At 67.2% G+C, this 25334-nt stretch carries 18 protein-coding genes; 2 read left to right on the forward strand and 16 right to left on the reverse strand.

The annotated features are described in order from the left end of the window. Positions 1-220 precede the first annotated feature (220 nt). Positions 221-874: a DUF6328 family protein gene (locus ACJMNC_RS12340; protein WP_408948258.1), complete on the reverse strand. Its 654-nt coding sequence runs from the start codon at positions 872-874 to the stop codon at positions 221-223. A 153-nt stretch (positions 875-1027) separates the two neighbouring features. On the opposite strand from ACJMNC_RS12340, the gene ACJMNC_RS12345 reads away from it, so the two are divergent. Together ACJMNC_RS12345 and ACJMNC_RS12350 are read left to right on the forward strand one after the other, a co-directional pair. After that, a complete protein-coding gene (locus tag ACJMNC_RS12345; protein ID WP_408948259.1) occupies positions 1028-2023 on the forward strand; it encodes an alpha/beta hydrolase in 996 nt (331 codons plus the stop codon). A gap of 179 nt (positions 2024-2202) precedes the next feature. Further along, positions 2203-3138 (forward strand): hypothetical protein, encoded by a 936-nt coding sequence (locus tag ACJMNC_RS12350; RefSeq protein ID WP_408948260.1) that lies wholly within the window; start codon positions 2203-2205, stop codon positions 3136-3138. Positions 3139-3334: 196 nt separating this feature from the next. Here the strand turns inward: ACJMNC_RS12350 and ACJMNC_RS12355 are convergent, their stop codons facing one another. The 15 genes from ACJMNC_RS12355 to rplJ form a co-directional block, all read right to left on the reverse strand. Then, complete coding sequence (locus tag ACJMNC_RS12355) at positions 3335-7291, reverse strand: DNA-directed RNA polymerase subunit beta' (RefSeq protein ID WP_408948261.1); 3957 nt, start codon at positions 7289-7291, stop codon at positions 3335-3337. A gap of 48 nt (positions 7292-7339) precedes the next feature. Then, positions 7340-10858: a DNA-directed RNA polymerase subunit beta gene (locus ACJMNC_RS12360; RefSeq protein ID WP_408948262.1), complete on the reverse strand. Its 3519-nt coding sequence runs from the start codon at positions 10856-10858 to the stop codon at positions 7340-7342. A gap of 382 nt (positions 10859-11240) precedes the next feature. Continuing rightward, positions 11241-12107: a hypothetical protein gene (locus ACJMNC_RS12365; protein WP_408948263.1), complete on the reverse strand. Its 867-nt coding sequence runs from the start codon at positions 12105-12107 to the stop codon at positions 11241-11243. Beyond that, positions 12107-13090, reverse strand: coding sequence for a hypothetical protein (locus ACJMNC_RS12370; RefSeq protein WP_408948264.1), 984 nt, complete (start codon positions 13088-13090; stop codon positions 12107-12109). The genes ACJMNC_RS12365 and ACJMNC_RS12370 overlap by 1 nt, the downstream gene beginning before the upstream one ends. Positions 13091-13205: 115 nt before the next feature. Continuing rightward, positions 13206-14453, reverse strand: a complete 1248-nt coding sequence (locus ACJMNC_RS12375) for an MCE family protein (RefSeq protein WP_408948265.1) — start codon at positions 14451-14453, stop codon at positions 13206-13208. Next, on the reverse strand, positions 14443-15888 hold the full coding sequence (locus ACJMNC_RS12380) for an MCE family protein (RefSeq protein WP_408948266.1): 1446 nt from the start codon (positions 15886-15888) through the stop codon (positions 14443-14445). Before ACJMNC_RS12380 ends, ACJMNC_RS12375 begins: the two co-directional genes overlap by 11 nt. Next, a complete protein-coding gene (locus tag ACJMNC_RS12385; RefSeq protein ID WP_408948267.1) occupies positions 15888-17141 on the reverse strand; it encodes an MCE family protein in 1254 nt (417 codons plus the stop codon). Before ACJMNC_RS12385 ends, ACJMNC_RS12380 begins: the two co-directional genes overlap by 1 nt. After that, complete coding sequence (locus tag ACJMNC_RS12390; protein ID WP_408948268.1) at positions 17138-18241, reverse strand: MlaD family protein; 1104 nt, start codon at positions 18239-18241, stop codon at positions 17138-17140. The genes ACJMNC_RS12385 and ACJMNC_RS12390 overlap by 4 nt, the downstream gene beginning before the upstream one ends. A gap of 9 nt (positions 18242-18250) precedes the next feature. Then, positions 18251-19345 (reverse strand): MCE family protein, encoded by a 1095-nt coding sequence (locus tag ACJMNC_RS12395; protein WP_408948269.1) that lies wholly within the window; start codon positions 19343-19345, stop codon positions 18251-18253. Then, positions 19342-20661 carry an MCE family protein gene (locus tag ACJMNC_RS12400; RefSeq protein ID WP_408948270.1) on the reverse strand — a complete coding sequence of 440 codons (1320 nt, stop codon included), beginning with the start codon at positions 20659-20661 and terminating at the stop codon, positions 19342-19344. Before ACJMNC_RS12400 ends, ACJMNC_RS12395 begins: the two co-directional genes overlap by 4 nt. Positions 20662-20668: 7 nt before the next feature. Beyond that, positions 20669-21541: an MlaE family ABC transporter permease gene (locus tag ACJMNC_RS12405; protein WP_408948271.1), complete on the reverse strand. Its 873-nt coding sequence runs from the start codon at positions 21539-21541 to the stop codon at positions 20669-20671. Positions 21542-21543: 2 nt separating this feature from the next. Further along, the gene (locus tag ACJMNC_RS12410) at positions 21544-22350 is read right to left on the reverse strand and encodes an MlaE family ABC transporter permease (protein ID WP_408948272.1); all 807 of its coding nucleotides are present in this window, start codon (positions 22348-22350) and stop codon (positions 21544-21546) included. After that, a complete protein-coding gene (locus ACJMNC_RS12415; RefSeq protein ID WP_408948273.1) occupies positions 22347-23594 on the reverse strand; it encodes an ABC transporter ATP-binding protein in 1248 nt (415 codons plus the stop codon). Before ACJMNC_RS12415 ends, ACJMNC_RS12410 begins: the two co-directional genes overlap by 4 nt. 537 nt (positions 23595-24131) lie before the next feature. Next, a complete protein-coding gene (rplL, locus tag ACJMNC_RS12420; protein ID WP_408948274.1) occupies positions 24132-24524 on the reverse strand; it encodes a 50S ribosomal protein L7/L12 in 393 nt (130 codons plus the stop codon). 98 nt (positions 24525-24622) lie between these two features. After that, a complete protein-coding gene (gene rplJ, locus ACJMNC_RS12425; protein ID WP_408948275.1) occupies positions 24623-25153 on the reverse strand; it encodes a 50S ribosomal protein L10 in 531 nt (176 codons plus the stop codon). Between the last annotated feature and the right edge of the window lie 181 nt (positions 25154-25334).

Here is a 25334-nt window from a genome sequence, read left to right on the forward strand (position 1 = left end):
CGCGCGCCGCCGGGCTGCGCGATTGAGGTGATGCTCGGGCACGGGTGGTCTCCTCACTGTCGGAGTGGTTGTGTACTCAACCAACTTCTCCGATCGTGACCCCGAATTCTCGCCCGAACTGCGGGAATCACCCATTCGACCGATTCCAGCCGGTAACCGTTCGTCCCGGCGACCTTCTGCTACCCCGGCGTCTACCCCTCGTCCGTCTACCCCTCTGCGTCTAACCCTCTGCGTCCGACCCCTCTGCGTCCGACCTCTCTGCGTCCGCCCCCTCTGGGTCACCGTCGGCCGGCGTGCCCTTCCGCTCGGTCCGCTCCTTCCGTTCGGCGCGTTCGGCGCGCTCTGTGGCCTCGGCCAGCGTGCGCAGCGGGATCCACAGCCACAGCCGGCCCAGCACCAGAGCGACCAGCAGCGCCGCCAGACCCGCACCCCAGGCCGATTCGGTGGTGGCCAGCACGACGATCGCCGCCGCCCCGCCGAGCGCCACCGCCAGGCACGCCAGTCCGGACATCGCATCGCGGTGCGTGGTGGCCACCAGCCGGTGCATGCTGTGGTGCCGGAAGAGCACCCGGTGCTCGGCGATCGGCGCGAGCAGGAAGGCGACGGCCAGCAGCGCCGCACCCACGGTGGCCAGATACACCGCGACCCCCGCCCCGTGCAAAACGTCGAAGCGCGACTGGAACGGGACGATGAGCAGGAAGCCGGCCAGGATCTGCACGCCGGTCTGCAGCACCCGCAGTTCCTGCACCAGGACGGTCCAGTTGCGGTCGAGTCGCTGGGTCTCGGTCTCCCCGCGGGCGTGCTCGTCCCACAACCGTTCCTGCTCGTCGAGGGCGACGTGCCGGCGTTGCCACGCTCTGCGCAGAGACCGCATGAACCGCCCTTCCCCGCTGTGCTCCGTCCGGCCCAGCTTAGGTCGTGCGGTTCCGGTCCGGCACCCCGACAGAAACGATCCGGGCACGATCGGAGATAGTCCCGTTGTGACTGTTGTGACAGATGTGAAGCCTGGCTTAGGGTCGGAACCACTATGAGAGTTGTGCAGCGCAGCAGAGAGTCCCGTATCCGTCGGCTGTGGGCCGGTCTGGCCGTGATCACCGGCACTGTGACCGCCCTGGCGCTGGCACCGGCAGGTCTCCCGCAGGCACAGGCCCAGGTGGTGCGCACCCAGGAGCTCAGTCCCACCATCACCCTGGTGTCGGTGCACTCCCGGTCGATGAACCGCACCCTGCAGGCGCATGTGCTCCATCCGGCGGGCAAGCCGGCCGGACTGCCCACCTTCTATCTGCTGCCCGGCGCCGGCGGCGCCGAGGACGGCATCTCCTGGTACCACCACGGCGGCGTCCGGCAGTTCTTCGCCGGCAAGCGGGTCAACGTGGTGCTGCCGATCGGCGGCCGATTCTCGATGATGACCGACTGGCAGCACGACGACCCGGCCCTCGGCCGCAACAAGTGGCAGACCTACTACACGCGGGAACTGCCCGATTCCATCGACCGCGCCTTCCGCACCAACGGCACCAATGCCCTCGGCGGCGTTTCGATGTCGGCCGGTCCGGCCCTGGATCTGGCCATTCAGGCCCCGCGGCGGTTCCGCGCCGTGGCCTCCTACAGCGGCTGCCCCGGCACCACCGACCCGCTCGGCGTGCTCTCCAACACCACCGTCCCGATGCGCGGCGGCGGCAATCCGCTCAACATGTGGGGTCCGCCCGGCAGCGCGGCCTGGATCAAGCACGATCCGGTGGTCAACGCCGCCAAGCTGCGCGGCAAGACCATCTTCCTGTTCGCCGGTTCCGGGGTTCCGGGGAGCATCGACGGCAGTCCGCTGGCCGCCATCGGCGGACTGTTCGGCGGCGACGTGGTCGAGGGGGTCTCGCTGGCCTGCACCACCAACATGCACAACAAGCTCAACTCGCTGGGCATCGCGCACCGGTTCAGCGTCCGCTCCACCGGCTCGCACAGCTGGGGCCTGTTCAGCGCCGGCCTGCGCGAATCGTGGCCGATGATCGCCCGCGCCATCGGCGCCTGACTCCCCGTCGTCGCCGACTCCGCATCGGCGTCGTCGTTCCGCCCCACCGACCTGGGTCCGCCCTGCTGACTTGGGTCCGCCCTACCGAATAGTCGGCGGGGCGGACCCGAGTCGGTGGGGCCGAACAGAAGTCCGGGCGTGTCGTGAAACCTGCCGGCGGGCTACTGCGTCCAATGGGTATGGACCTGACACTGCCGCGGGACGGCTACGGACTGATCCGGCGCGACGACGCCCTGGCCGCGGGCTTCACCGATGACCTGCTGCGGGCTCTGGTGCGCAGCGGGGACCTGCACCATCTGGGGTACGGGGCCTATTGCGTCGTCGACGATCTGCCCACACCCGGTCCCGAGCGGGACGATGCGCTGTACCGGCTGCGCAGCCTCGGCGCCGCCACCTACCGGGACGCGGAGGTCGTGCTCTCCCACCAGTCCGCGGCGGCCGTCCACGGGCTCCCGTGCCTGAACGCCGACCAGACGCTGATCCACACCACCGTCGCGAACGGCGGCGGGGTGCGGGCGCAGCGCCACGCGCACCGTGGCCCGCTCGACGACGGGCAGATCGTCGTCGTCGACGGCGTCCGGGTCACCTCGCTGGTGCGCACCGCCGTCGAGGTCTCATGCAGCACCGACTTCGCCGGAGCGCTCACCGTGTTCGACGGTGCACTGGCCCGCGGGGCGAGCCGCGAGGAGCTCGCCGCCGAACTGCACTCACGTCGCCGGGTGGGCGCGACCATGGCGGACCGCGCGCTGCGTCACGCCGACCCGCTGGCCGGATCCGTCGGGGAGTCCTGGTGCCGGGCCCAGCTGATCGACGGCGGGCTGCCGCTCCCCCGTCTGCAGGTCCGGTACGCTCTGCCCGACCGCCGCGATGCCTTCGTCGACTTCGACTGGGACCGGCGCCTGGTGCTCGAGTTCGACGGCTTCGTGAAGTACGGACGGCTGCTCCGGCCCGGCGACACCGCGGGCGACGCCGTGCTGCGGGAGAAGGTGCGCCAGGACCGCATCGAGGCGCAGGGCCCCAAGCTGATCCGGGTGATCTGGCGCGATCTGGTCAGCGGCCGGGTGCCGGCGCTGGTGCGCTACTGGCTCCGGCACGTCGGACTGCTCGCCGCATAGCGGTTCCGCCCCGCAGACCCCGTTCCGCCCCGCAGACCTGGGTCCGCCCCGCAGACCTGGGTCCACCCCACCGAATAGTCGGTGGGGTGGACCCAAGTCGGTGGGGTACAAGCTCCGGAGAAACCGACGAACCCCCGACCGCACGAGGCGGATCGGGGGTTCGTCGGTTGAGACCGGCTCGACCAGCGGTGGGTTCCTAGCGGAAGTCCCCGCCGTAGTCGAAGTCGTCCAGCGGAACGGCGGCACCGCTCGGGGCGCCGAAGCCGCCGTCCGGGCTGTAGTAGGTGTCGTCGTACGCCGGCAGCGCGTAGGCGGCCGCACGGGCCTCCTCGGTCGGCTGCACCTGGATGTTCCGGTACCGGTTGATACCGGTGCCGGCCGGGATCAGCTTACCGATGATCACGTTCTCCTTCAGGCCCACCAGCTTGTCGCTGCGGCTGTTGATCGCGGCGTCGGTCAGGACACGCGTGGTCTCCTGGAACGACGCGGCCGACAGCCACGAATCGGTGGCCAGCGAGGCCTTGGTGATACCCATGAGCACCGGACGACCCGAGGCCGGCTCGCCGCCCTCGGACACCACGGACCGGTTGGCCGCCTCGAACTCGGCGCGCTCGGTGAGCGAACCGGGCAGGAACTCGGTGGCACCGGAGTCGATGATGGTCACCCGGCGCAGCATCTGGCGGACGATCGTCTCGATGTGCTTGTCGTGGATGGACACACCCTGACGGCGGTACACCTCCTGGACCTCGTTCACCAGGTGGATCTGCACCTGACGCGGGCCCATCACGCGGAGCACCTCGTGCGGATCGGCGGCACCCTCCATCAGCTGCTCGCCGACGTTCACGTGGTCGCCGTCGGCCAGGACACGCTCGTTGCCGTCGGCGTCGGTGAAGACCCGCAGCTTCTGGCGCTTGGACAGCTTGTCGTAGACGACCTCTTCCGATCCGTCATCCGGGATGATCGTGATCTTGTAGAAGCGCTCGCCGTCCTCGAGCCGGATCCGGCCCGACACCTCGGCGATCGGGGCCTTGCCCTTGGGCACGCGGGCCTCGAACAGCTCGGTGACACGCGGCAGACCACCGGTGATGTCGTCACCGACGCCACCCTGGTGGAAGGTACGCATGGTCAGCTGGGTGCCCGGCTCACCGATCGACTGGGCGGCGATGATGCCCACGGCCTCGCCGATGTCGACGAGCTTGCCGGTGGCCATCGACCGTCCGTAGCAGTGTGCACAGACGCCGGTGCCGGTGGCACAGGTCAGCACCGAACGGACCTTGACGGTGGTGACGCCGGCCTCGAGCAGCGCGGTGATCGTCGGGTCGCCCAGGTCGTGGCCGCGCTCGACGATCACGTTGCCCTTGGCGTCGACGGCGTCGGCGGCCAGGGTCCGGGCGAACGCGGAGGTCTCCACGTGCGCGTCACGGATCAGATGCCCGTCCTTGGCCACCTCGGCCAGGGTCACGTTGATGCCGCGCTCGGTACCGCAGTCGTCCTCACGCACGATGACGTCCTGGCTCACGTCCACCAGACGACGGGTCAGGTAACCCGAGTCGGCGGTACGCAGGGCCGTGTCGGCCAGACCCTTACGGGCGCCGTGCGTGTTGATGAAGTACTCGGCCACGGTCAGGCCCTCACGGAACGAGGACTTGATCGGACGCGGGATGAACTCGCCCTTCGGGTTGGTCACCAGACCCTTCATGCCCGACAGGTTGCGCACCTGCGTCATATTGCCGGTGGCACCGGACTTCGGGATCATCGTGATCGGGTTGTCCTCGGGGTAGTACGCCTCGAGAGCGGCACCGACCTTCTCGGTGGCTTCCTTCCAGATCTCCACCAGCGCGTCGCGGCGCTCGTCCTTGGTCATACCGCCGTGCTGGTAGGTGCGCTCGAGCTTGTCGGCCTTGCCCTCGTACTCGTCGAGGATCTCGGCCTTGGCCGGCGGCACGAGCACGTCGGACATGGCGACCGTGACACCCGAGCGGGTGGCCCAGTAGAAGCCCACGTCCTTGAGCTTGTCCACGGTCTGCGCCACCACGATCATCGGGTAGCGCTCGGCCAGATCGTTGATGATCACGGCCTGCCGCTTCTTGGGCATCTGCTCGTTGACGAAGGCGTAGTCCTTGGGCAGCAGCTCGTTGAAGAGCACCCGGCCCAGGGTGGTCCGGGCATCCCAGGCCTGTCCCTTGCGCCACTGACCGTCGAACAGCTCGGCCTCGACATCGGCCGGCGGACGCTGGTCGGTCAGGCGCACCTTGATCGGGGCCTGCACGCTGAGCGTGCCGCGGTCGACGGCCATGATGGCCTCGGCCGGGCTGGAGTAGACGCCGCGCTCGACGTCGTCCTTGCCGGCTTCGGTGTAGGCGCCGACGGCGTCCGGCTTCTCGGTGGTCAGGTAGTACAGACCGGTGACCATGTCCAGACGCGGCATGGCCAGCGGACGGCCCGAGGCCGGCGACAGGATGTTGTTGCTCGAGAGCATCAGGATCCGGGCCTCGGCCTGCGCCTCCGCCGACAGCGGCAGGTGCACGGCCATCTGGTCGCCGTCGAAGTCGGCGTTGAAGGCCTCACACACCAGCGGGTGCAGCTGAATGGCCTTGCCCTCCACCAGCTGCGGCTCGAAGGCCTGGATGCCCAGGCGGTGCAGCGTGGGCGCACGGTTCAGCAGCACCGGGTGCTCGGCGATGACCTCTTCGAGGACGTCCCACACGGCCGGGCGCTGACGCTCGACCATCCGCTTGGCGGACTTGATGTTCTGCGCCTGGTTCAGGTCGACCAGCCGCTTCATCACGAACGGCTTGAACAGTTCGAGCGCCATCAGCTTGGGCAGACCGCACTGGTGCAGCGAGAGCTGCGGGCCGACGACGATGACCGAACGGCCCGAGTAGTCGACGCGCTTGCCCAGCAGGTTCTGGCGGAACCGGCCCTGCTTGCCCTTGAGCAGATCGCTCAGCGACTTGAGCGGACGGTTGCCCGGACCGTTGACCGGGCGGCCGCGCCGGCCGTTGTCGAAGAGGGCGTCCACCGACTCCTGCAGCATCCGCTTCTCGTTGTTGACGATGATCTCGGGCGCACCCAGATCGATCAGTCGCTTGAGGCGGTTGTTGCGGTTGATGACCCGGCGGTACAGGTCGTTCAGGTCGGAGGTGGCGAAGCGGCCACCGTCGAGCTGAACCATCGGACGCAGCTCCGGCGGGATCACCGGCACGGCGTCGAGCACCATGGCCCGCGGGTTGTTGCCCGACTGCTGGAAGGCGGCGACCACCTTCAGGCGCTTGAGCGCGCGCAGCTTCTTCTGGCCCTTGCCGGTGCGGATCACCTCGCGCAGCTTGTCGGCCTCGGCATCGATGTCGAAGCTCTCGAGCAGCTTCTTGATGGCCTCGGCGCCCATCGAGCCGGCGAAGTACTCGCCGAAGCGGTCTTCGAGCTCGCGGTAGAGCTTCTCGTCGATGATCAGCTCGCCCGGGGCCAGTTTGGTGAACTTGTCCCAGATCTCGTCGAGCGCGTCGACCTCGCGGTTGGCGTGATCGCGCATGCGCTTGAGCTCGCGCTCGGCGGCGTCGCGCACCTTGCGCTTGGCGTCGGCCTTGGCACCCTCGGCCTCCAGCTCGGCCAGGTCGGCCTCGAGCTTGCTCTGGCGTTCGGCCAGCGCGCTCTCCAGGTCGTCCATGATGGCCTTGCGCTCGACCTGGATCTCGGCCTCGCGGGTCGAGAGCTCGGCGTGCCGCAGCTCGTCGTCGACGGAGGTGATCACGTAGGCGGCGAAGTAGATGATCTTCTCGAGATCCTTCGGCGCCAGGTCGAGCAGGTAGCCCAGCCGGCTCGGCACACCCTTGAAGTACCAGATGTGCGTGACCGGGGCGGCCAGCTCGATGTGACCCATGCGCTCACGGCGCACCTTGGCCTTGGTCACCTCGACGCCGCAGCGCTCACAGATGATGCCCTTGAAGCGCACACGCTTGTACTTGCCGCAGTAGCACTCCCAGTCGCGAGTCGGTCCGAAGATTTTCTCGCAGAACAGGCCGTCCTTCTCCGGCTTGAGGGTGCGGTAGTTGATGGTCTCCGGCTTCTTGACCTCGCCGTACGACCACTCATGGATGTCATCGACCGTTGCCAGGCCGATCTTCAGTTCGTCGAAAAAGTTGACGTCGAGCACTAGTTGCCTTTCAGTAGCTCAGTTGTCCAACTAGAGATAAGTGGTCGGTCAGTTGGCCAGGTCGTCGACAGTCGCGCTCTCGTTGCGCGAGAGGTTGATGCCCAGGTTGGCCGCGGCGCGTTCGAGGTCCTCGTCGTCGGTGTCGGCCATCTCGATGGCGGCGCCGTCCGAGGACAGCACCTCCACGTTCAGGCAGAGCGACTGGAGTTCCTTCAGGAGCACCTTGAACGATTCCGGAATGCCCGGCTCGGGGATGTTCTCGCCCTTGACGATGGCCTCGTACACCTTCACGCGGCCCACCACGTCGTCCGACTTGATGGTCAGGAGCTCCTGCAGCGTGTACGCCGCGCCGTAGGCCTGCATGGCCCAGCACTCCATCTCACCGAAGCGCTGACCGCCGAACTGCGCCTTACCGCCCAGCGGCTGCTGGGTGATCATCGAGTACGGGCCGGTGCTGCGCGCGTGGATCTTGTCGTCCACCAGGTGGTGCAGCTTGATGATGTACATGTAGCCGACGGCCACCGGGTACGGGAACGGCTCACCGGAGCGGCCGTCGAACAGCGTGGCCTTGCCGTCGCTGTTGACCATCACCTCGCCGTCGCGGTTGGGCAGCGTGGAGCCGAGCAGACCGGCCAGCTCCTCGTCGCGGGCACCGTCGAAGACCGGGGTGGCGGTCTTGGTGTCCGGCTCCACCGAGTACAGGTCCTCGGGCAGGCGCTCGGCCCAGTCCGGGACGCCCGCGGCGACGTCGATGTTCCAGCCGGCCTTGGCGACCCAGCCCAGGTGGGTCTCGAGGATCTGGCCGATGTTCATACGACGCGGCACACCGTGGGTGTTCAGGATGATGTCGACCGGGGTGCCGTCGGGCAGGAACGGCATGTCCTCCTGCGGGAGGATCTTGCCGATGACGCCCTTGTTGCCGTGCCGGCCGGCCAGCTTGTCGCCGTCCTGGATCTTGCGCTTCTGGGCCACGTAGACGCGGACCAGCTCGTTGACGCCGGGGGCGAGGTCATCGTCGTCGTCGCGGCTGAAGACGCGCACGCCGATCACCTTGCCGGTCTCGCCGTGCGGCACCTTCAGCGAGGTGTCGCGCACCTCGCGCGCCTTCTCACCGAAGATCGCGCGCAGCAGCCGCTCCTCCGGGGTCAGCTCGGTCTCGCCCTTCGGGGTGACCTTGCCGACCAGGATGTCGCCGTCGCGGACCTCGGCGCCGATGCGCACGATGCCGCGCTCGTCGAGATCGGCGAGCACCTCGTCGGAGACGTTCGGGATGTCCCGGGTGATCTCCTCGGCACCGAGCTTGGTGTCGCGGGCGTCGATCTCGTACTCCTCGATGTGGATCGAGGTGAGGGTGTCCTCCTCCACGAGCCGCTGGCTCAGGATGATGGCGTCCTCGTAGTTGTGACCCTCCCACGGCATGATCGCCACGAGCAGGTTCTTGCCGAGGGCCATCTCACCCTGTTCGGTGCACGGACCGTCGGCCAGCACCTGGCCGGCCTCGACGCGCTGGCCCTCGTCCACGATCGGGACCTGGTTGGCGCAGGTGCCGTGGTTGGAGCGCTCGAACTTGCGCAGGCGGTAGCTCTGGCGGGTGCCGTCGTCGGCCATCACGGTGATGTAGTCGGCCGAGACCTCCTCGACCACACCGGATTCGGTGGTGACGATGACGTCGCCGGCGTCGACCGCGGCACGCAGCTCCATGCCGGTGCCGACCAGCGGGGACTCGCTGCGCACCAGCGGCACCGCCTGACGCTGCATGTTGGCGCCCATCAGCGCGCGGTTCGCATCGTCGTGCTCGAGGAACGGGATCATGGCCGTGGCCACCGACACCATCTGGCGCGGCGAGACGTCCAGGTACTCGACCTGGCTCGACTGCACGAACTCCACCTCGGCGCCCTTGATCCGGACCAGCACGCGCTCATCGGTGATGGTGCCGTCGGCGTCGTAGGAGGTGTTGGCCTGACCGATCAGGTACCGGTCCTCCTCGTCGGCGGTCATGTACTCGATCTGGTCGGTGACCTTGCCGTCGACGACCTTGCGGTACGGAGTCTCGATGAAGCCGAACGGGTTGACCCGGGCGTACACCGACAGCGAACCGATCAGGCCGATGTTCGGGCCTTCCGGGGTCTCGATCGGGCACATGCGGCCGTAGTGGCTCGGGTGCACGTCGCGCACCTCGAGGCCGGCGCGCTCACGGCTCAGACCGCCCGGGCCCAGCGCCGACAGGCGGCGCTTGTGGGTGAGCCCGGAGAGCGGGTTGTTCTGGTCCATGAACTGGGACAGCTGGCTGGTGCCGAAGAACTCCTTGATCGCCGCCACGACGGGACGGATGTTGATCAGGGTCTGCGGGGTGATCGCCTCGGCGTCCTGGGTGGTCATCCGCTCGCGGACGACGCGCTCCATCCGGGACAGACCCAGCCGGATCTGGTTCTGGATGAGCTCGCCGACGGTACGCAGACGACGGTTGCCGAAGTGGTCGATGTCGTCGACCTCGACCGGCACCTCGATGCCGCCGGGGCCGGTCATCAGCGGAGCCTTGGCCGTGCCGGTGTCCGCCTCGTGCAGACGCACCAGGTACTCGACCGTGGTGACGATGTCCTCACGGGTGAGCACCGACTCGCCGTTCATCGGATTGTCGGTCAGGCCGAGCTTCTTGTTGATCTTGTAGCGGCCGACGCGCGCCAGGTCGTAGCGCTTCTCCTTGAAGAACAGATTCTCCAGCAGACTCTCCGCGGACTCCTTGGTCGGCGGCTCGCCCGGACGCAGCTTGCGGTAGACCTCGAGCAGCGCCTCGTCCTGGTTGTTGGTGGGATCCTTCTCGAGGGTCGACATCATGATCTCGGAGAAGCCGAAGCGCTCGGCGATCTCCTCGCGGGTCACGCCGAGGGCCTGCAGCAGCACGGTGACCGGCTGGCGGCGCTTGCGGTCGATGCGCACGCCCACGGTGTCGCGCTTGTCGATGTCGAATTCGAGCCATGCGCCGCGGCTCGGGATCACCTTGACCGCGTGCAGGGTCTTCTCGGTGGCCTTGTCGATGGAGGCGTCGAAGTAGACGCCCGGGCTGCGCACCAGCTGGCTGACGACGACACGCTCGGTGCCGTTGATGATGAAACTGCCCTTGTCGGTCATCATCGGGAACTCGCCCATGAAGACCGTCTGCGACTTGATCTCGCCGGTGTTGTTGTTGATGAACTCGGCGGTGACGAACAGCGGCGCCGAGTAGGTCATGTCCTTGTCCTTGCACTCGTCGATCGAGGCCTTCACCTCGTCGAAGTGCGGATCAGAGAACGAGAGCGACATCGACGACGAGAAGTCCTCGATCGGAGACAGCTCGCGGAGGACCTCGTCGAGTCCGCCGACCGGATTGTCCTCGCCCCGAGCGATCGCCCTGGCACGCCATTCCGGCGTCCCGATCAGCCACTCGAAGGAGTCCAGCTGCAGATCCAGCAGACCCGGAACTTCGAGGGGCTCGCTGATCTTGGCGAAGGAGACGCGGCGCGGGGCTCCCGGAATGGTTCCGGCGCTGCCGCCCGAGGTGGTTGAGGTGGACTGGCGGTCGAGTGCCAAGATGCGTCCTTCCAACACGAAATGTTCGATATGTCGGCGTGAGCCGATGGCCTTGGGGCCGTTGCTGCTGGTCAGGCAACCATGAACAACGGCGATTCCACGGCTGAGACATATCGTGTCTCGTGCGGAAACAAACAGTGGACAGGGAGCAGCCAGCGCAACGTCCAACTGTATCAGAAAATAGACGGGGAATGTCAACCCGTCGGCGACCAGGTCGGCGCAGTGGCTGCTGAACACGTCCGGTCTTGGTGAACAGACTGTACCCCGATGCCCGCCGCGTCAAGCAGAACGCGCGGATTGGCCGAAAAGAACCGGGCCCCTCCGCCGGCCGACCGGACGCCCGGGGAGCCCGGCGGGCTTGCGCGAGTCGGCGGGGGTGCGATCAGAAGTCGCTGACCTCGCCGATCTTCCAGTTCCCGTCGACCTTGACGAAGTGGAACTGGGCACGCGGGGTCATCGAGCCGGCGATCTGCCCGTTGGTGGTCTGGCTGATGATCAGCTGGGCCAGCACCTCCGCGGAGTCACCCTCCAGATCCATCACGCCCACCCACTCGGCCTTGCACTCCGAGGTGCTCTTGGCCTGCAGGGTCTGCTCGCGGATGGTGTCGATGAAGTCGGTGTACTGCTTGGCCGCGGTCCCGGTGAGCGAGGCCTTGGCGCGCGCCGCCCATTCGTCGTACTTCTGGTAGTCGTAGGCGAAGGGCACACAGACCATGTCGTTGGCCTGCCCGATCAGCTCGCTGGTGGCGGAGGTGTCGACGAAGGCCTCGTTGTCGCTCTTGGAGATGCCCGGCTGGTAGGCCAGTACGGCGGCGACCGCCGCCAGCACCACCGCGATCGCGATGAGCACGGTCGCGAGCTTGACCCCGCGCCGGTCGAGGTCCTCGTCACGCTCGGCGCGCAGCACCACCGGCGCCTGTGCCCGCTCCTGCGCGGCGACGGCTTCACGGTGAGCGCGATTGCGCTCGGCCAGCTTGGAGCCGCGGCGCTCGGCCGCGCTGGCCGGCGTGGCGGCCACCGGCCGCTTCCCCGGGCCGGTCGGCAGCACGACCGTTTCTTCGGAGAGCCCGCTCGCGGTGGTCTCTCCGGCGGGCCCGTTCGCGGCCGACGGCTTCCGCGCGACCCCGGACAGGTCCAGTTCGGTCTCGACGATCCCGGTACCCGCGTCGTCACCGGGGATCGGCTCGGTGACCTCGGTCCACTCCGCCGCGCTGTCGCCCTCGGGGCGCGACTGATCCTTGCCGGCCATCAGTTGCCCGCCTCCTGGTACACGATCGCGCTGATCGGAATGATCTTGTTCACCTTGCGGTGCTCGCCCTGCTTGACCACGCTGACCACGAAGCCCATCGGCGTCTCGCCCTCGGTCTGGTTCGCATTGCTCGGCGTGACCGCGGCGTAGACCAGCACCTGCGCCGTATTCTCGTCGGTGTCGAGTTCGACGACGGCCGAGCGGGAGATGCGCGCCCGGAGCGTGGCGGCCTGATCCTGGCCGTTCTGCTGCAGCTGACTCTGCAGGCCGCCGACCAGTTCGTCGTTGATCTGCGAGGCGGCGTCGCCGGTGAGGGTCGACTCCACCCGCTTCTGCCAGCCCTTGGTGTCCTTCGGGTCGATCTGCAGGATGTTGAGGATCGTCTGCTCGGCCACGTCCACCGATTCGTCGCGGGCCGTGGCGGCCGGGGCCTCCCAGACGTAGGCGCGCACCGCGGTGTAGCTGAAGTAGCCCACCGAGGCCACTGCACCGACCAGGACGGCGACGGCGACGGCCAGCAGCAGGCTCACGCCCCAGTGCCGGGTGGTCTCCCTGCGGACCAGGGCGCCGTCGGGAATCTGCGCCGCGGCGGCGCGCTCGGCGGCCTTGCGTTCGCGGCGGGCCGCCCGCTTGGCCTTGCGCGAGCCGGCCTCGGGCTCCGTCCCGGATCCGGACTCTGCGGCGTCGGCCTCGACGGTGTCATCGCCGCCGGTGTCGATGACGTCGGTGTCGGTGACGTCGGTGTCGGTGTCGGTGACGATGACGTCCGTGTCGGTGTCGATGACGTCCGTGTCGGTGACGTCCGTGCCGGTGACGTCGGTGGTGTCAGGATCGGCGGCATCGGGCACGGCGGCCTCTCCCGCCCCAGCACTCGACTCCCCGGCACTCGACTCCCCGGTGCTCGACTCCCCCGGGGTCGACCCGGCTGTGGGGTCGTCGCCGTCGGCGACGCCGTCCTGGTCGTTCGTGTTCTCTGCAGTCATCGGCCGCCACTGTATCTACTTGCGGCCGAATCCTTCAATTGCGACCTAACGGGTGAAATGCATGGTGAAGACGCCGATCCGCCGCCGTCCGAGCGGCGGCGGCGGATCGTCGTTCTCACTTGTCGTGAATGCCCATCAGCGCGGCCATCTGCTGCGCGACGGGGTTCAGGTTGAGCTTGTCCGGATCCTTCTTGGGGATGTTGTCCCACGGCTGCGGGTACGCCGGATTGGCCAGGTCGGCACGGTTGGCGCTGCGCACGCCGGTCGGGTTGCCCACCGGGACATCACAGTTGGCCTCGGTGTTGAACGGGAAATCGTCGGTGTTGATGTCGAAGTCCGGGTTCTTGGCCTTGATGTCCTTGATCATCTTCGCGGTGCTCTCATAGCCCCGGGTGCACTCGGCCGGATTGTTCGTCTCGAGCACGATGCCGAAGTGGATCTGGCCGTCGGCCCCGCCGGGGCTGTGGCTGCCCGCCGAGATCGCCGAGAGCATGGCGAACAGTGCGCCGGTGGCGTACGTGGCCGGTTCGATGGTGTGCACCGTCTCGCCGAGCTGGTGAATCAGCTTCGTCGCATTGTCGCCGTGCTTCTGCAGGAACGACGACAGTTCCGTGGCGGTGAGCTGACCGTCGGAGAGGATGCGGCGCACCGCCGGATCCGATGACGCCAGCTGCGCGGTGATCAGCTCCAAATTCTTGGACCACGAGAGGATCTCATCGGACTGCTCGGCCTGCGTGCCGAGCACCGGGTCGGCGTTGCGGATCAGCGAGATGGTCTGATCCAGATCGTCCACACCGGTCTTCGACAGCTTCTCGAGCGAATCGATCAGCCGGGTCAGATTGTCGGCCTGCCCGTTGAAGGCCTTGCCCAGCTCGGTCACCACGGTCCGCAGATCATCGGTCGGCACCGACTCGGTCAGCGTGATCGCATCGTCGAGCACGTTCTGCAGCTGCGGCGGCAGCTTGTAGGCGTCGATCACCGAGCCGCCTTTGAGGTACGGCCCGCTGCCGCTCTTCGGCTGCAGATCGATGAACTGCTCACCGATCGCCGATCGGTTGGCCACCACGGCCACGGCCGAGTCCGGCACCTTCGGGGCGTTGGAGTCGAGGTCCAAGATCACGTCCACGCCGTTGTCGGTGAGCTTGAGCTCGCCCACCCGACCCACCGGCACGCCGCGGTAGGTGACCTCGGCGTTCGGGAAGATGCCGCCGGACTGATCGCCGGTCATCCGGACGGTGACGTCGTATTGCCGCAGTCCGGCCAGCTTGTCGAGCCGGGCGTAGGTGGCGCCCACGTAGACCAGGGCCAGCAGGCCGACGATCGTGAAGACGATCAGCTGGATCTTGACGAACCTACTGAGCATCGTCGCCTCCGATCACCCGGACAAGCTCGTTCATGTAGCCGTCACCGGGATCGGTGGTCAGCCCGGCCGAGGCCGGCTTCTTGGCGCCCTTGGTGGTGCTCGCCGGCTTCTTGGTGGTCGTCGACGAACTGGACTTCTTCTTCTTTTTCTGCGGCACCGGATTCATCGGGTACGTACCACCCGGCGGGGGCGGGGTGTTGGGCCCCTTCCGCCAGTTGGGTCCCGGCGGCAGCAGGGTGATTGTCGGCCAGCCGTATCGCGGGCCGTTGCCGTTGGTGTACGGGTTCAGCGGATTGATCTTCGGCGCGTGCACCGACGGCGCCCGGTACTGCGGATTGCCCTGGCCCACACCGAGGGCCTCGAGCTGGTTGAGCAGCCGCAGGTCCACGGTCATGAACAGGTTGGTCGAGTCACCGTGCACACCGGGCAGCAGATCATCCGGGTACGGGTGGGTGAGCATCAACGGGAAGGCGGTGATCGCGTCGTCGGCGGAGTTCGCCAGCTCGGTGAGGATCGGCTTGAGCGCCTTCAGATCGTTGATCATCTGCTTGTGCGCCTTGTTGAGCACCGCGGTGCCCGCGTCGCCGAGCGCGTCGAGCTTGGTCAGCAGGTCCACGAACTGCGGCCGCTGCTCCTCGAGCACCTGCACACCGGCCGGCAGCTCCTTGAGGATCCGGTCGATCTGCGTGGTCTGGCCTGCGGCCCGCTCGGACAGGGCGGCCACACCGTCGATCGCGTCGAGGATGTTGTCGCGCTGCTCGTTCAGGCCGGCGATCAGGGTGTCCGCCGACTTGAGCAGGGCCCGCACATTGCTCGGCTGGTCGCCGGTGGAGGTGGCCGTGTTGATCGCGGTGATGATCGGCTCGAGCTGGTTGATGCCGCCGCCGTTGAGCAGCAGGGACAGCGCCCCGAGCAGCTGCTCGATGTCGGTGGTGGTGCGGGTGCGCTGTTCACCGTCGGTGCCCTGGATCGGAATGACCTGGCTCGGGTTCTGCCGCGGCAGCGACTCCGAGTTCTCCGGCTCGCTCAGCGCGACGAACTTCTCACCGAGCAGGTTGGTCTGCTGGATGCTGACGAAGGCCTCGTCGGACAGGTCGACCCGGTTCTGGACCTTGATCTCCACGACCGCGTTCCAGGAGTCCTGAGGCACCTCGATCTTGGTCACCCGGCCCACCGGGGTGCCGTCCATCTTGACCACGGACTGCGGCACCAGGTCGAGGATGTTGCTGAACTCGACCTTGTAGGTGCGCGGGTTGTCGCCCAGGTCGACGCCGCCGGGCAGCGGCAGCGCCTGCGGGTTGAGACCGCAGCCGCTGGCGGCGACCACCACCGCCACCAGGGCGGCCCCGAAACCGGCGCGCGCCGTACGCGAACCGGTGGTTCCCGATGCGCTCCGACGCAGTCCGCGCAGGCGCAGTGCTCTACGGAACGTCATCAGTTTCCTCCCGGAAGTGCCGGATCGGGGTTGCCCGGAACAGTGCCCGGCGCCGGACTCTGCTGGAGCTTGTTGCCGCTCATGATGCCGAACGGCAGCACCGGCAGCATCGGCTGCAGCACACCGTCGTTCACCTGGTCGGCGATGTCCTCACACTGGGTGATGAACGGCCGCATCTTCTTGCTGAAGTCCTCGGCCAGCTCGTTGCCCGGCATCAGCTTCTTCATGTCGAGCAGCCCGCAGTTGGTCTTGAGCGGGTTCTGCAGGTCCGGGATGGCCAGCCGCATGGCGAGCGTGCCGGACTCGGCGTCGTAGGCGTTGATCAGGTTGTTCACCGTCAGCGGCAGCACCGTGAAGATCTCGAGCAGACCTTCCTTGTTGTCGAGCAGCGCCTGCCCGGTCGGCAGCAGGTCGTTGACCGCGCGGCCGAGCTTGTCGGAGTTGTCGTGCAGGAAGTCCGCCACGTCGACCAGGGCGTACGAGAGCGTGTCGAGCGCCTTGCCCAACTGGTCGCGTTCGCCGGCCAGGAAGCTGCTGAACGAGGCCATCTGGGTGTTGAACTGGCGCACCTGCGCGTCGTTCTCGTTCAGCGCCTTGACGAAGACGTCGAGGTTCTTGATCGTGTCGCTGATGTCGCCGCGCGAGTCCGACAGCGTGGTGGCGGCCTTGGACAGGTTGGTGATCGCATCGCCGAGCTTGGCGCCGTTCCCGTCCAGGTTGTTCGCGGCCACCTCGACGAAGTCGCTCAGGGCGCCCTTCTTGTTGGCCCCCTCCGGGCCGAGCGAATCGGAGAGCTTCTGCAGGTTGGCGTAGATCTGGTCGATCTCCACCGGCACGCGGGTGCGGTCGGTGCCGAGCGTCACGTCGTCGCCGGCCTCCGGTCCCCCGTCGTACGCCGGGAACAGCTGCACGTAGCGGTCGGCGACGATCGACGGGATGATCTGCACGGCCTTCACGTCGGCCGGCAGTTTGACGCCGCGGTCCACGCGCATCTCCACCACGACGTTCTCGCCCTGCGGATCGACCTTGGTCACCTTGCCCACGTCGACGCCGAGGATGCGGACGTTGCTGCCCTCGTAGATGCCCACCGCCGAGGAGAAGGTGGCCTTCACCTTGGTCGACGAGAGCACCGAGAACGCCCACCAGCCGATGGCGGCGACGATCAGGGCGAGGATCGCGATCAGCGCGGTGATCACGACGTTGCGGGTGCTGAAGATTCCGGTCTTCTCCGCAGTCTGGTCAGGACTGGTCATCCGCCGGCCTCCGTTCCGCCGTTATTGAGTTCGGTCTGCGCGTTGGGCGGCCGATGCGTGTTCTGCGCCGGCAGCGCCGGGGGCAGCAGGTTGGTCACGACCGACTCGAACCAGCGACCGTTGCCGAGCACGTTGGCGTAGAGCCGGTAGAACGGCCCCATGTTCTGAATGGTCTTGCGCAGGTTGTCGTTCTGGCCCTTGAGCAGGTCGGTGACCTGCTTGAGCGAGTCGAGCACCGGACCGATCTGCGCTTGGTTGTCCTTGACGATCCCGGTCAGCGCCTTGCTCAGGGTCTCCGTGGACGACAGCAGCTTCGAGATGGACTGCTGGCGGTTGTTGAGCTCCTGCAGCAGCACCCCGGCACCGGCGACGAGCTTGGTGAACTCCTCGTTGCGGTCGGCCAGGATCTTGGACGAGTCCTTGGTGGCCTTGAGCAGCTTGCGCAGCTCGTCGTCGCGGCTGGCCAGCGTGTTGGACAGCCGGGCGACGCCGTCGAGGGCCGGCCCGATGTCCTTCGGGGTCTGTTCGAAGGCGTTGCTGATGCTGCTGAGCGCCTTCGCGACCTGCTTGGTGTCGACGTTCTCGATCTGGTCGGCGGCGTCGGAGAAGGCCTCGATGACGTCGTACGGGGCCACCGTGTCGGTGATCGGCGTATCCGGATCGAGCAGTTCGCTGCCCTGCGGGTTCAGCGCCAGGTACTTCTGGCCGAGCACCGTCTTGATCTGGATCGAGGCCTGCGTGCGATCGCCGATCCAGGTGTTGTTGGCGCGGAAGTCGACGTTCACCTTGTTGCCGTCGAGTCCGACGCCGGTGACCTCACCGACCTTGATGCCCGCGACCCGGACCTCGTTGCCCTTCTTCAGGCCGGCGGCCTCGGAGAATTCGGCGGTGTACTGGGCGCCGGCGCCCAGCAGCGGCAGATCCTTCAGGTAGAAGGACGCCACCGAGACCATGATCAGCATCGCCAGGCCCAGGGCGCCGATGCTCTTGGCGCTGCGACGGCCGGCGAAACGCCGGCTCTTCTTCGGCTCGGTCGGGATGACCTCGGTGGGCGCGTCGGCCGCCGAGGTCTCCTCCGGAGTGTTCTCAGAGTGTGTCATCGCTGTGTGTCACCCCCCGTTGACCTTTCCGTCCCGCCAGCAGCGCGGTGCCGCACTGGTGTAGAGCACGTGATTGATGTCTGGCAGCCCGATGATCGGCTGCGTGAGCTGCGTCGACTTGCCGTTGCCCGCCCGGATGTCGATACCGCACAGGTAGAACTGGAACCAGGAGCCGAAGGTGGCCGCACGGCCGATCTTCTCGAGCTTGACCGGCAGGTTGTCGAGCATCTGGTTCACCTCGTCGTCGCGCGCGGCGATCTTGTCCGAGAGCACCTTGAGCGAGGACAGCGAGCCCTGGATCGACGGCCGGGTCTGCTGCAGCAGCGACCCGGTCAGGTCGGTCAGTCCGGCCACCGAGGTGATCGCCGAACCCACCGAGTCGCGCTGCGCGGCCAATCCCACGACCAGCTTCTCGGTGTTGGTGAGCAACGCGGAGAACTGCTGGTCGTTCTTGTTGACCGTGTCGAGCACCTTGGTGAGGTTGGTGATCAGCTCGCCGATCACCTTGTCCTTGTCGGCGAGCGAGTTGGTCAGCTCCGAGGTCTGGCTGATCAGGTCGCCGATGGTGGTGTCCATGTCGCCCTGGAAGACCTTGATGGTGGTCTCGGCCAGCGTGTTCACGTCCTCCGGGGTGATCTGCTTGAACAGCGGCCGGAAGCCGTTGAACAGCTCGGTCAGATTGACCGCCGGATGGGTGCTGGTCTTGGCCGGATCCGAGTCGTACCGGAAGGTGTAGCCCTTGCCGACGGTGTCCTCGGGACTGCCGGCGCCCTTCTCCAGCGCCACATACCGCAGGCCGGTGAGGTTGCGGTAGCGGATGTAGACCTGGGTGCCGCGGGGCAGCTTGCGCCGGTCGACGCTGAAGCCCACCTCGGCCATGTTGCGGTCGACGATCTTCACCGACTCGACCTGCCCCACCCGGACACCGGCGATACGCACATCATCGCCCGGGTTGAGCATGGCCGCGTCGTTGAAGGTCGCCTTGTAGGTGGTGCCGCCACCGCCACCGGCGTTGGCGATCAGCATGCCCAGAACGGCGGTGGCCAGGATGGTGACCACGGCGAAGACGCCCAGCTTGATCAGCGGGCCGACCAGAGACTTCACTTGAGGTTCACCTCCGCTCCCTGCAGGGCACCGGCGGTGGTGTAGGTGATCCAGGTGGGCACCTCGGACGGGTACACACCGCTGCTGGCGCCGTAGATCAGCTTCATCTGATTCAGGTAGGCCTCATCGGTCATGCCGTCACCGGCCGGGGTTGCGCTGAACTGCGGCTGCGGCAGCTCCTTGACCACCTTGGGTCCGGGGTTGCGTGACGGCGGCTGGTACGAGCCGTCCGGCAGCGACCCGCCCGGGTACTGCGGGAACGGACGGCCGTCCGTGGGCAGGTCGAAGCAGCGGGCCGGCGGATCGGTCCACCACATGCGCGGCTCGTCCTGGTTGGGCAGGTAGCGTCCGCGCGGGTTGACGAACTGCAGGTTGACCCGCACGCCGGGGTTCTCGGTCCCGACGCCCACGATCTTCTTCGAGTCCGGGATCAGAGTGGCGAAGTTGTTGAACATGCAGCCGAACGACGGGGACTGCCGGGCCAGCTGGACCAGCAGCGTCTCCGAGTCCACACCGAGGTGGATCAGGTCCCTGCGGTTGGTGTTGAGGAACGTGGTGGTGTCGGTGGCCGCGACGCCGAGGGTCTGGATCAGACCGCGCAGGTCGCCCTGCTTCTCGACGATCGTCCGGTTGGTCACCCGGAGGGTGTCGAGGCCGTCGATGATGTTGGGCAGCGCCTCGGAGTAGGTCTGCGAGAACGAGGCCAGGCCTTCGAGGGTGCCCTGCAGAGCGGGCATGTTGGCGTTGACCCGCTCGAAGATCGTGTTCAGGTTGTTGATCATCTGGCCGAGCTCCTGGCCCTTGCCGCCGATCGCCTGCGAGATCGAGGTGAGCGTGACGTACAGGTCCTGCGGAGGCATGGCCTCGAGGACCGGCAGCAGATGATCGAAGAGATCCTCCACCTCGGGAGCGTTCCCGGCGCTGTTGGTCTTGACCACCGCGCCCGCGGTCAGGTGCCCCGAACCGTTCTTCGGGATCTCCAGCGAGACGTAGCGCTCACCGAACAGGGTCTTGGGCAGCACCCGTCCGGTGGTGCCCGCCGGCAGCTCCCGGGCCTTGTCCGGATCCAGGGCGAGCTTGACGCGGACGTCGCCGCCCTCCTGGACCTGCACGTCCTTCACGGTGCCCACCAGCACCCCGCGCGCCTTGACGTCGGTGTTCTTGGTGAGCGCGTTGCCGGCGTTGCCGGTCTCGAAGACCACTTCGGTGTAGCTCTTGAAGCGGTCCTGGTAGATCAGGATCGACAGCGCCAGCAGGGCCGCGACCACGACGAAGAACAGCAGACCGAGCAGTCTGCGTTTGATTGTGGCTGCCACGTTTCCTCTACCCTCCGACTCGAACCGTCGTCGTGGTGCCCCAGATCGCCAGGCCGAGGAAGAAGTCCAGCACGGCGATCAGCACCAGTGCTGCACGTACCGCGTGTCCCACGGCCACGCCCACTCCGGCCGGGCCGCCGCTGGCGTAGTAGCCGTAGTAGCAGTGCACCAGGATGATGACGAAGGCGAATATCAGCACCTTGCCGAACGACCAGAGCACGTCGGCCGGCGGCAGGAACAAGTTGAAGTAGTGATCGTAGGAACCGGTGGACTGCCCGTTGAAGACGGTGTTGACCACACGGGAGGCCAGATAGGCGGCCATCAGGCCGAGCACGTACAGCGGGATGACGGCGACGAAGCCGGCGATCACGCGGGTGCTCACCAGGAACGGGATCGACGGCACGGCCATCACCTCGAGCGCGTCGATCTCCTCGGAGATCCGCATGGCGCCGAGCTGTGCGGTGAAGCCGCAGCCGACCGTGGCGCTGAGCGCCAGACCCGCGACCAGCGGCGCCACCTCACGGGTGTTGACATAGGCCGACAGGAAGCCGGTGAGGGCCTGCGAACCGATCTGATCGAGGGCCGCGTAGCCCTGCATGCCCACCACGACACCGGTGAAGCCGGACATCAGGATCATCACGCCCACCGTGCCGCCGATGACGGCCAGGCCACCGGCACCGAAGGCCACCTCGGCCAGCAGCCGCAGCACCTCGCGGGTGTAGTGGACGAGGGTCTTCGGGATCCAGGCCAGCGTGCGCGAGTAGAACGACATCTGCTCGCCGGCACCGTCGAGCAGCTTCATCGGCTTGGCCAGCTGCTTCTTGGTCTCGTACAGCAGGTACTCGGGCCTGCTCTTGGAGACGGTCACACCACGGGTCACGTCTAACCTACCTTCGGCGGGACGATCTGCAGGAACACCGCAGTGATGATCAGATTGGCGAAGAAGAGCAGCAGGAAGCTGATCACCACGGACTGGTTGACCGCTTCACCGACGCCCTTCGGGCCGCCCTTCGGGTTGAGCCCCTTGTAGGCGGCCACCACACCGGCGAGCAGACCGAAGATCGCCGCCTTGAGGGTGGAGATGTAGAGGTCGGGCAGCTGCGCCAGGGCGCTGAAGGAGGCGAGATACGCACCCGGCGTACCGCCCTGCACCATCACGTTGAAGACATAACCGCCGGCGATACCGACGACGGCCACCAGGCCGTTGAGCAGAACCGCGACCAGCACCATGGCCAGCACACGGGGCACCACCAGGCGCTGGACGGGGTTGATGCCCAGCACCTCCATGGCGTCGATCTCTTCGCGAATGGTCCGCGACCCCAGGTCCGCGGCCACCGCCGAGCCGGCCGCACCCGCGACCAGCAGCACGGTCACCAGAGGCGACCCCTGTTGCACCACCACGAGAACGCTCGCCGCGCCGGTGTACGACTCGGCACCGAGCTGCTTGATCAGCGAGCCCGTCTGCAGCGAGACGATGGCGCCGAAGGGGATCGCGATCAGGGCCGTCGGCAGAATCGTGACGCTGGCGATGAACCACGCCTGCTGAATGAACTCACGCCACTGGAAGGGGCGCACAAACAGCTGGCGTGCGACGTCGACGAAGAGCTGAACGATGTTGCCGGTCTGGGCTAACGCCCCGTCACCGGCTTTCGCGATCCTGTTGACGCCACGCGTGGTGGCACTGGTCATGCCTGACTACTCCCTCGGCCGTCCCGGTCGATGATCTCGGTCTCTTCCACGGTCTCGATGGGGCCGGTGGGCGAGTCCTGTTCGCGCACCCACACGTCCTCGATGACCTCGGTGGGGGTCTCGATGACCTCGGTCTCGGCGACCATCGTCGGGGTGGAGACCCGGGTGGTGCCGTAGTCGACCCCGTTGGGGACGTGGAACTCGTGGCCGGCCATCGCGGCCAGGGTGGCGGAGGTCTCCGGGGTCTCGGCCGCGCGACGGTCCTCCTGCTCGATGGACTTGATGATCGCGGCCTGGGCCTGCGGCGGCAGAGTGCCCAGGATGTTCAGCACGTTCTGGCGGTGCCGCAGCGCCGCCTTCCGCACCGGCATCCCCGGGTTGGGCTGGACCTGCGGGATGATCTCGCTGAAGTCGTCCTGGGTGCCACCGCCGTGGATGCCGGCGGCCTGCATGGCGGCCTCGGCGGCGGCGACGGCCTCGTCCTTCTCCTCGGACATGCCGATCGGACCGAAACGGTCACCGGCCAGGAACTGCTTGACCACCGGCTGCTCCGAGGTGAGCAGCACCTCGCGCGGGCCGAACATGACCAGTTCCTTGCGGAAGAGCATGCCGATGTTGTCCGGGATGGTCCGGGCGATGTTGATGTTGTGCGTCACGATCAGGATCGTGGCGTCGATCTCGGCATTGATGTCGATCAGCAGCTGGCTGATGTAGGCGGTGCGGACCGGATCCAGACCGGAGTCCGGCTCGTCGCACAGGATGATCTGGGGGTCGAGCACCAGGGCGCGGGCCAGGCCGGCGCGCTTGCGCATACCGCCGGAGATCTCGCCGGGCAGCTTGTCCTCGGCGCCGGCCAGACCGACCAGCTCCACCTTCTCCATGACGATGCGGCGGATCTCGTCTTCCTTCTTCTTCGTGTGCTCACGAAGCGGGAAGGCGATGTTGTCGTAGAGGCTCATCGAACCGAAGAGCGCGCCGTCCTGGAAGAGGACGCCGAACAGCTTGCGGATCTCGTAGAGCTCCTTGGCCGAGCACTGGGTGATGTCGGTGCCGTCGATGACCACCGAGCCCTGCTCGGGGTGAAGCAGACCGATCAGAGTCTTGAGGAAGACCGACTTACCGGTACCGGACGGGCCGAGCAGCGCGCTCACCTCGCCGGCAGGCAGGGTCAGCGACACATCGCGCCAGATGTTCTGTGAGCCGAACGACTTAGTCAAGCCCTCGACTGCAACCTCTACTCCCACTGCGTCCCTCCAGACGTGTCATCTGCGCCGACAAGATGTCGCGATGGTCCCGACCACCTCGCGGTGTTTCCGCTAACTCGGCGCGCCGTTTGTGGCTGCGGTCACTTTAACGCACAGCGCCCACCCGGCGATACGAGCCCGAGCGGTCGGCCATCCCCCCTGGAGGAGAGGAGTGAAACCTACCGTGCGGTAACTTCTCGACTCGCTGAGAGTAACCCAAGAAGCGGCGGCGCACAAGGTGAGACGTGTCCCCGATCCGAACCCGAGGGCGAGCGGGATCACACCCGATCGGGTCACGCCCGCAGACCCCGCCGATACACCCGCCCAGCTGCGCCGCAGAGGCCCGTTCGCCCCGCCCGAAAGGTCCTCCCCCACCCCCGGCGCACGGTCCGGCCGGGGGCCCGCGCCACCGATCGCCGCCGATTCCCGCCGGCCCCGCGGATGCGGCGAGGCCCGCAGGGAATCCCTGCGGGCCTCGCGCTGAGCCGTAATCGGCTGGAGTCGCGCTACGGCGACGGTCTCACCTGAGTGACGAGGTCACTTCAGCGAGACGGAGGCGCCGGCCTCTTCCAGCTTGGCCTTGGCGGCCTCGGCGTCTTCCTTGCTGACCTTCTCCAGGAGCGCCTTCGGGGCACCCTCGACCAGGTCCTTGGCTTCCTTCAGGCCCAGGCCCGAGACGACCTCGCGGACGACCTTGATGACCTGGATCTTCTTGTCGCCGGCGCCCTCGAGGACGACGTCGAACTCGTCCTGCTCGGCGGCGGCACCGGCGTCGCCGCCGGCAGCCGGGGCACCGGCAGCGGCCACGGCGACCGGAGCGGCGGCGGTGACCTCGAAGACCTCTTCGAACTTCTTCACGAACTCGCTGAGCTCCAGCAGGGTCAGTTCCTTGAACTGCTCGATGAGCTCGTCAGCGGTGAGCTTCGCCATGATGGCGTCCTTCCTTTAAGTCCCTTACGGGTTGCCTGCGGTGCAGGCTCGTCTGGATGTGGCCGGGGTCCGGCCGGGTGGAGTGATCGTCAGGTCGCTCAGGCGGCTTCGCCCTCGCCACCCTTCTTCTCCTGCAGGGCGGCGGCGAGACGCGCCACCTGCGAAGCGGGCTGGTTGAACAGCCCGGCGGCCTGTGCCAAGTTGCCCTTCATGGCGCCGGCGAGCTTGGCCAGGAGGACCTCGCGGGTCTCCAGGTCGGCGATGGCCTCAACTTCGGCGATGGACAGCGGCTTGCCGTCCATGTAGCCGCCCTTGATGACCAGAGCCTTGTTCTCCTTGGCGAAGGTCTTGATGGCCTTCGCTGCCACCACCGGCTCACCTTCGATGAAGGCGATCGCGGTGGGACCGGTGAACAGCTCGTCGAGCCCCTCCACGCCTGCCTCAGCGGCAGCACGCTTGACGAGGGTGTTCTTGGCGACGGAGTAGGTGGCACCGTCGCCGAGCGAGCGACGCAGCTCGGAGATCTGCGGGACGGACAGACCACGGTATTCCGTGATGACCGCCGCAGTGGAGCCCTTGAACTGCTCGACGATCTCTGCAACCGCAGTGACCTTTTCGGGGTTCGCCATACTTCGCCTCCTCTCGTGTCTTCTCCGCGTTCCGGCCAGACCGGAACGTCGCGACCCAGAGCACGTGACGCGGTGGCGATCGATAGAACCCCCGACACAGAAAAACGCCCCGGGCAGGAAGCACGGGGCGCACGGTCTCCGGCGGCGACGCCGGACGGGGTGTTCCACGTTCATCCTGCGT

It is taken from the genome of Gordonia sp. VNK21 (assembly GCF_046098115.1).
Taxonomy (GTDB): Bacteria; Actinomycetota; Actinomycetes; order Mycobacteriales; family Mycobacteriaceae; genus Gordonia.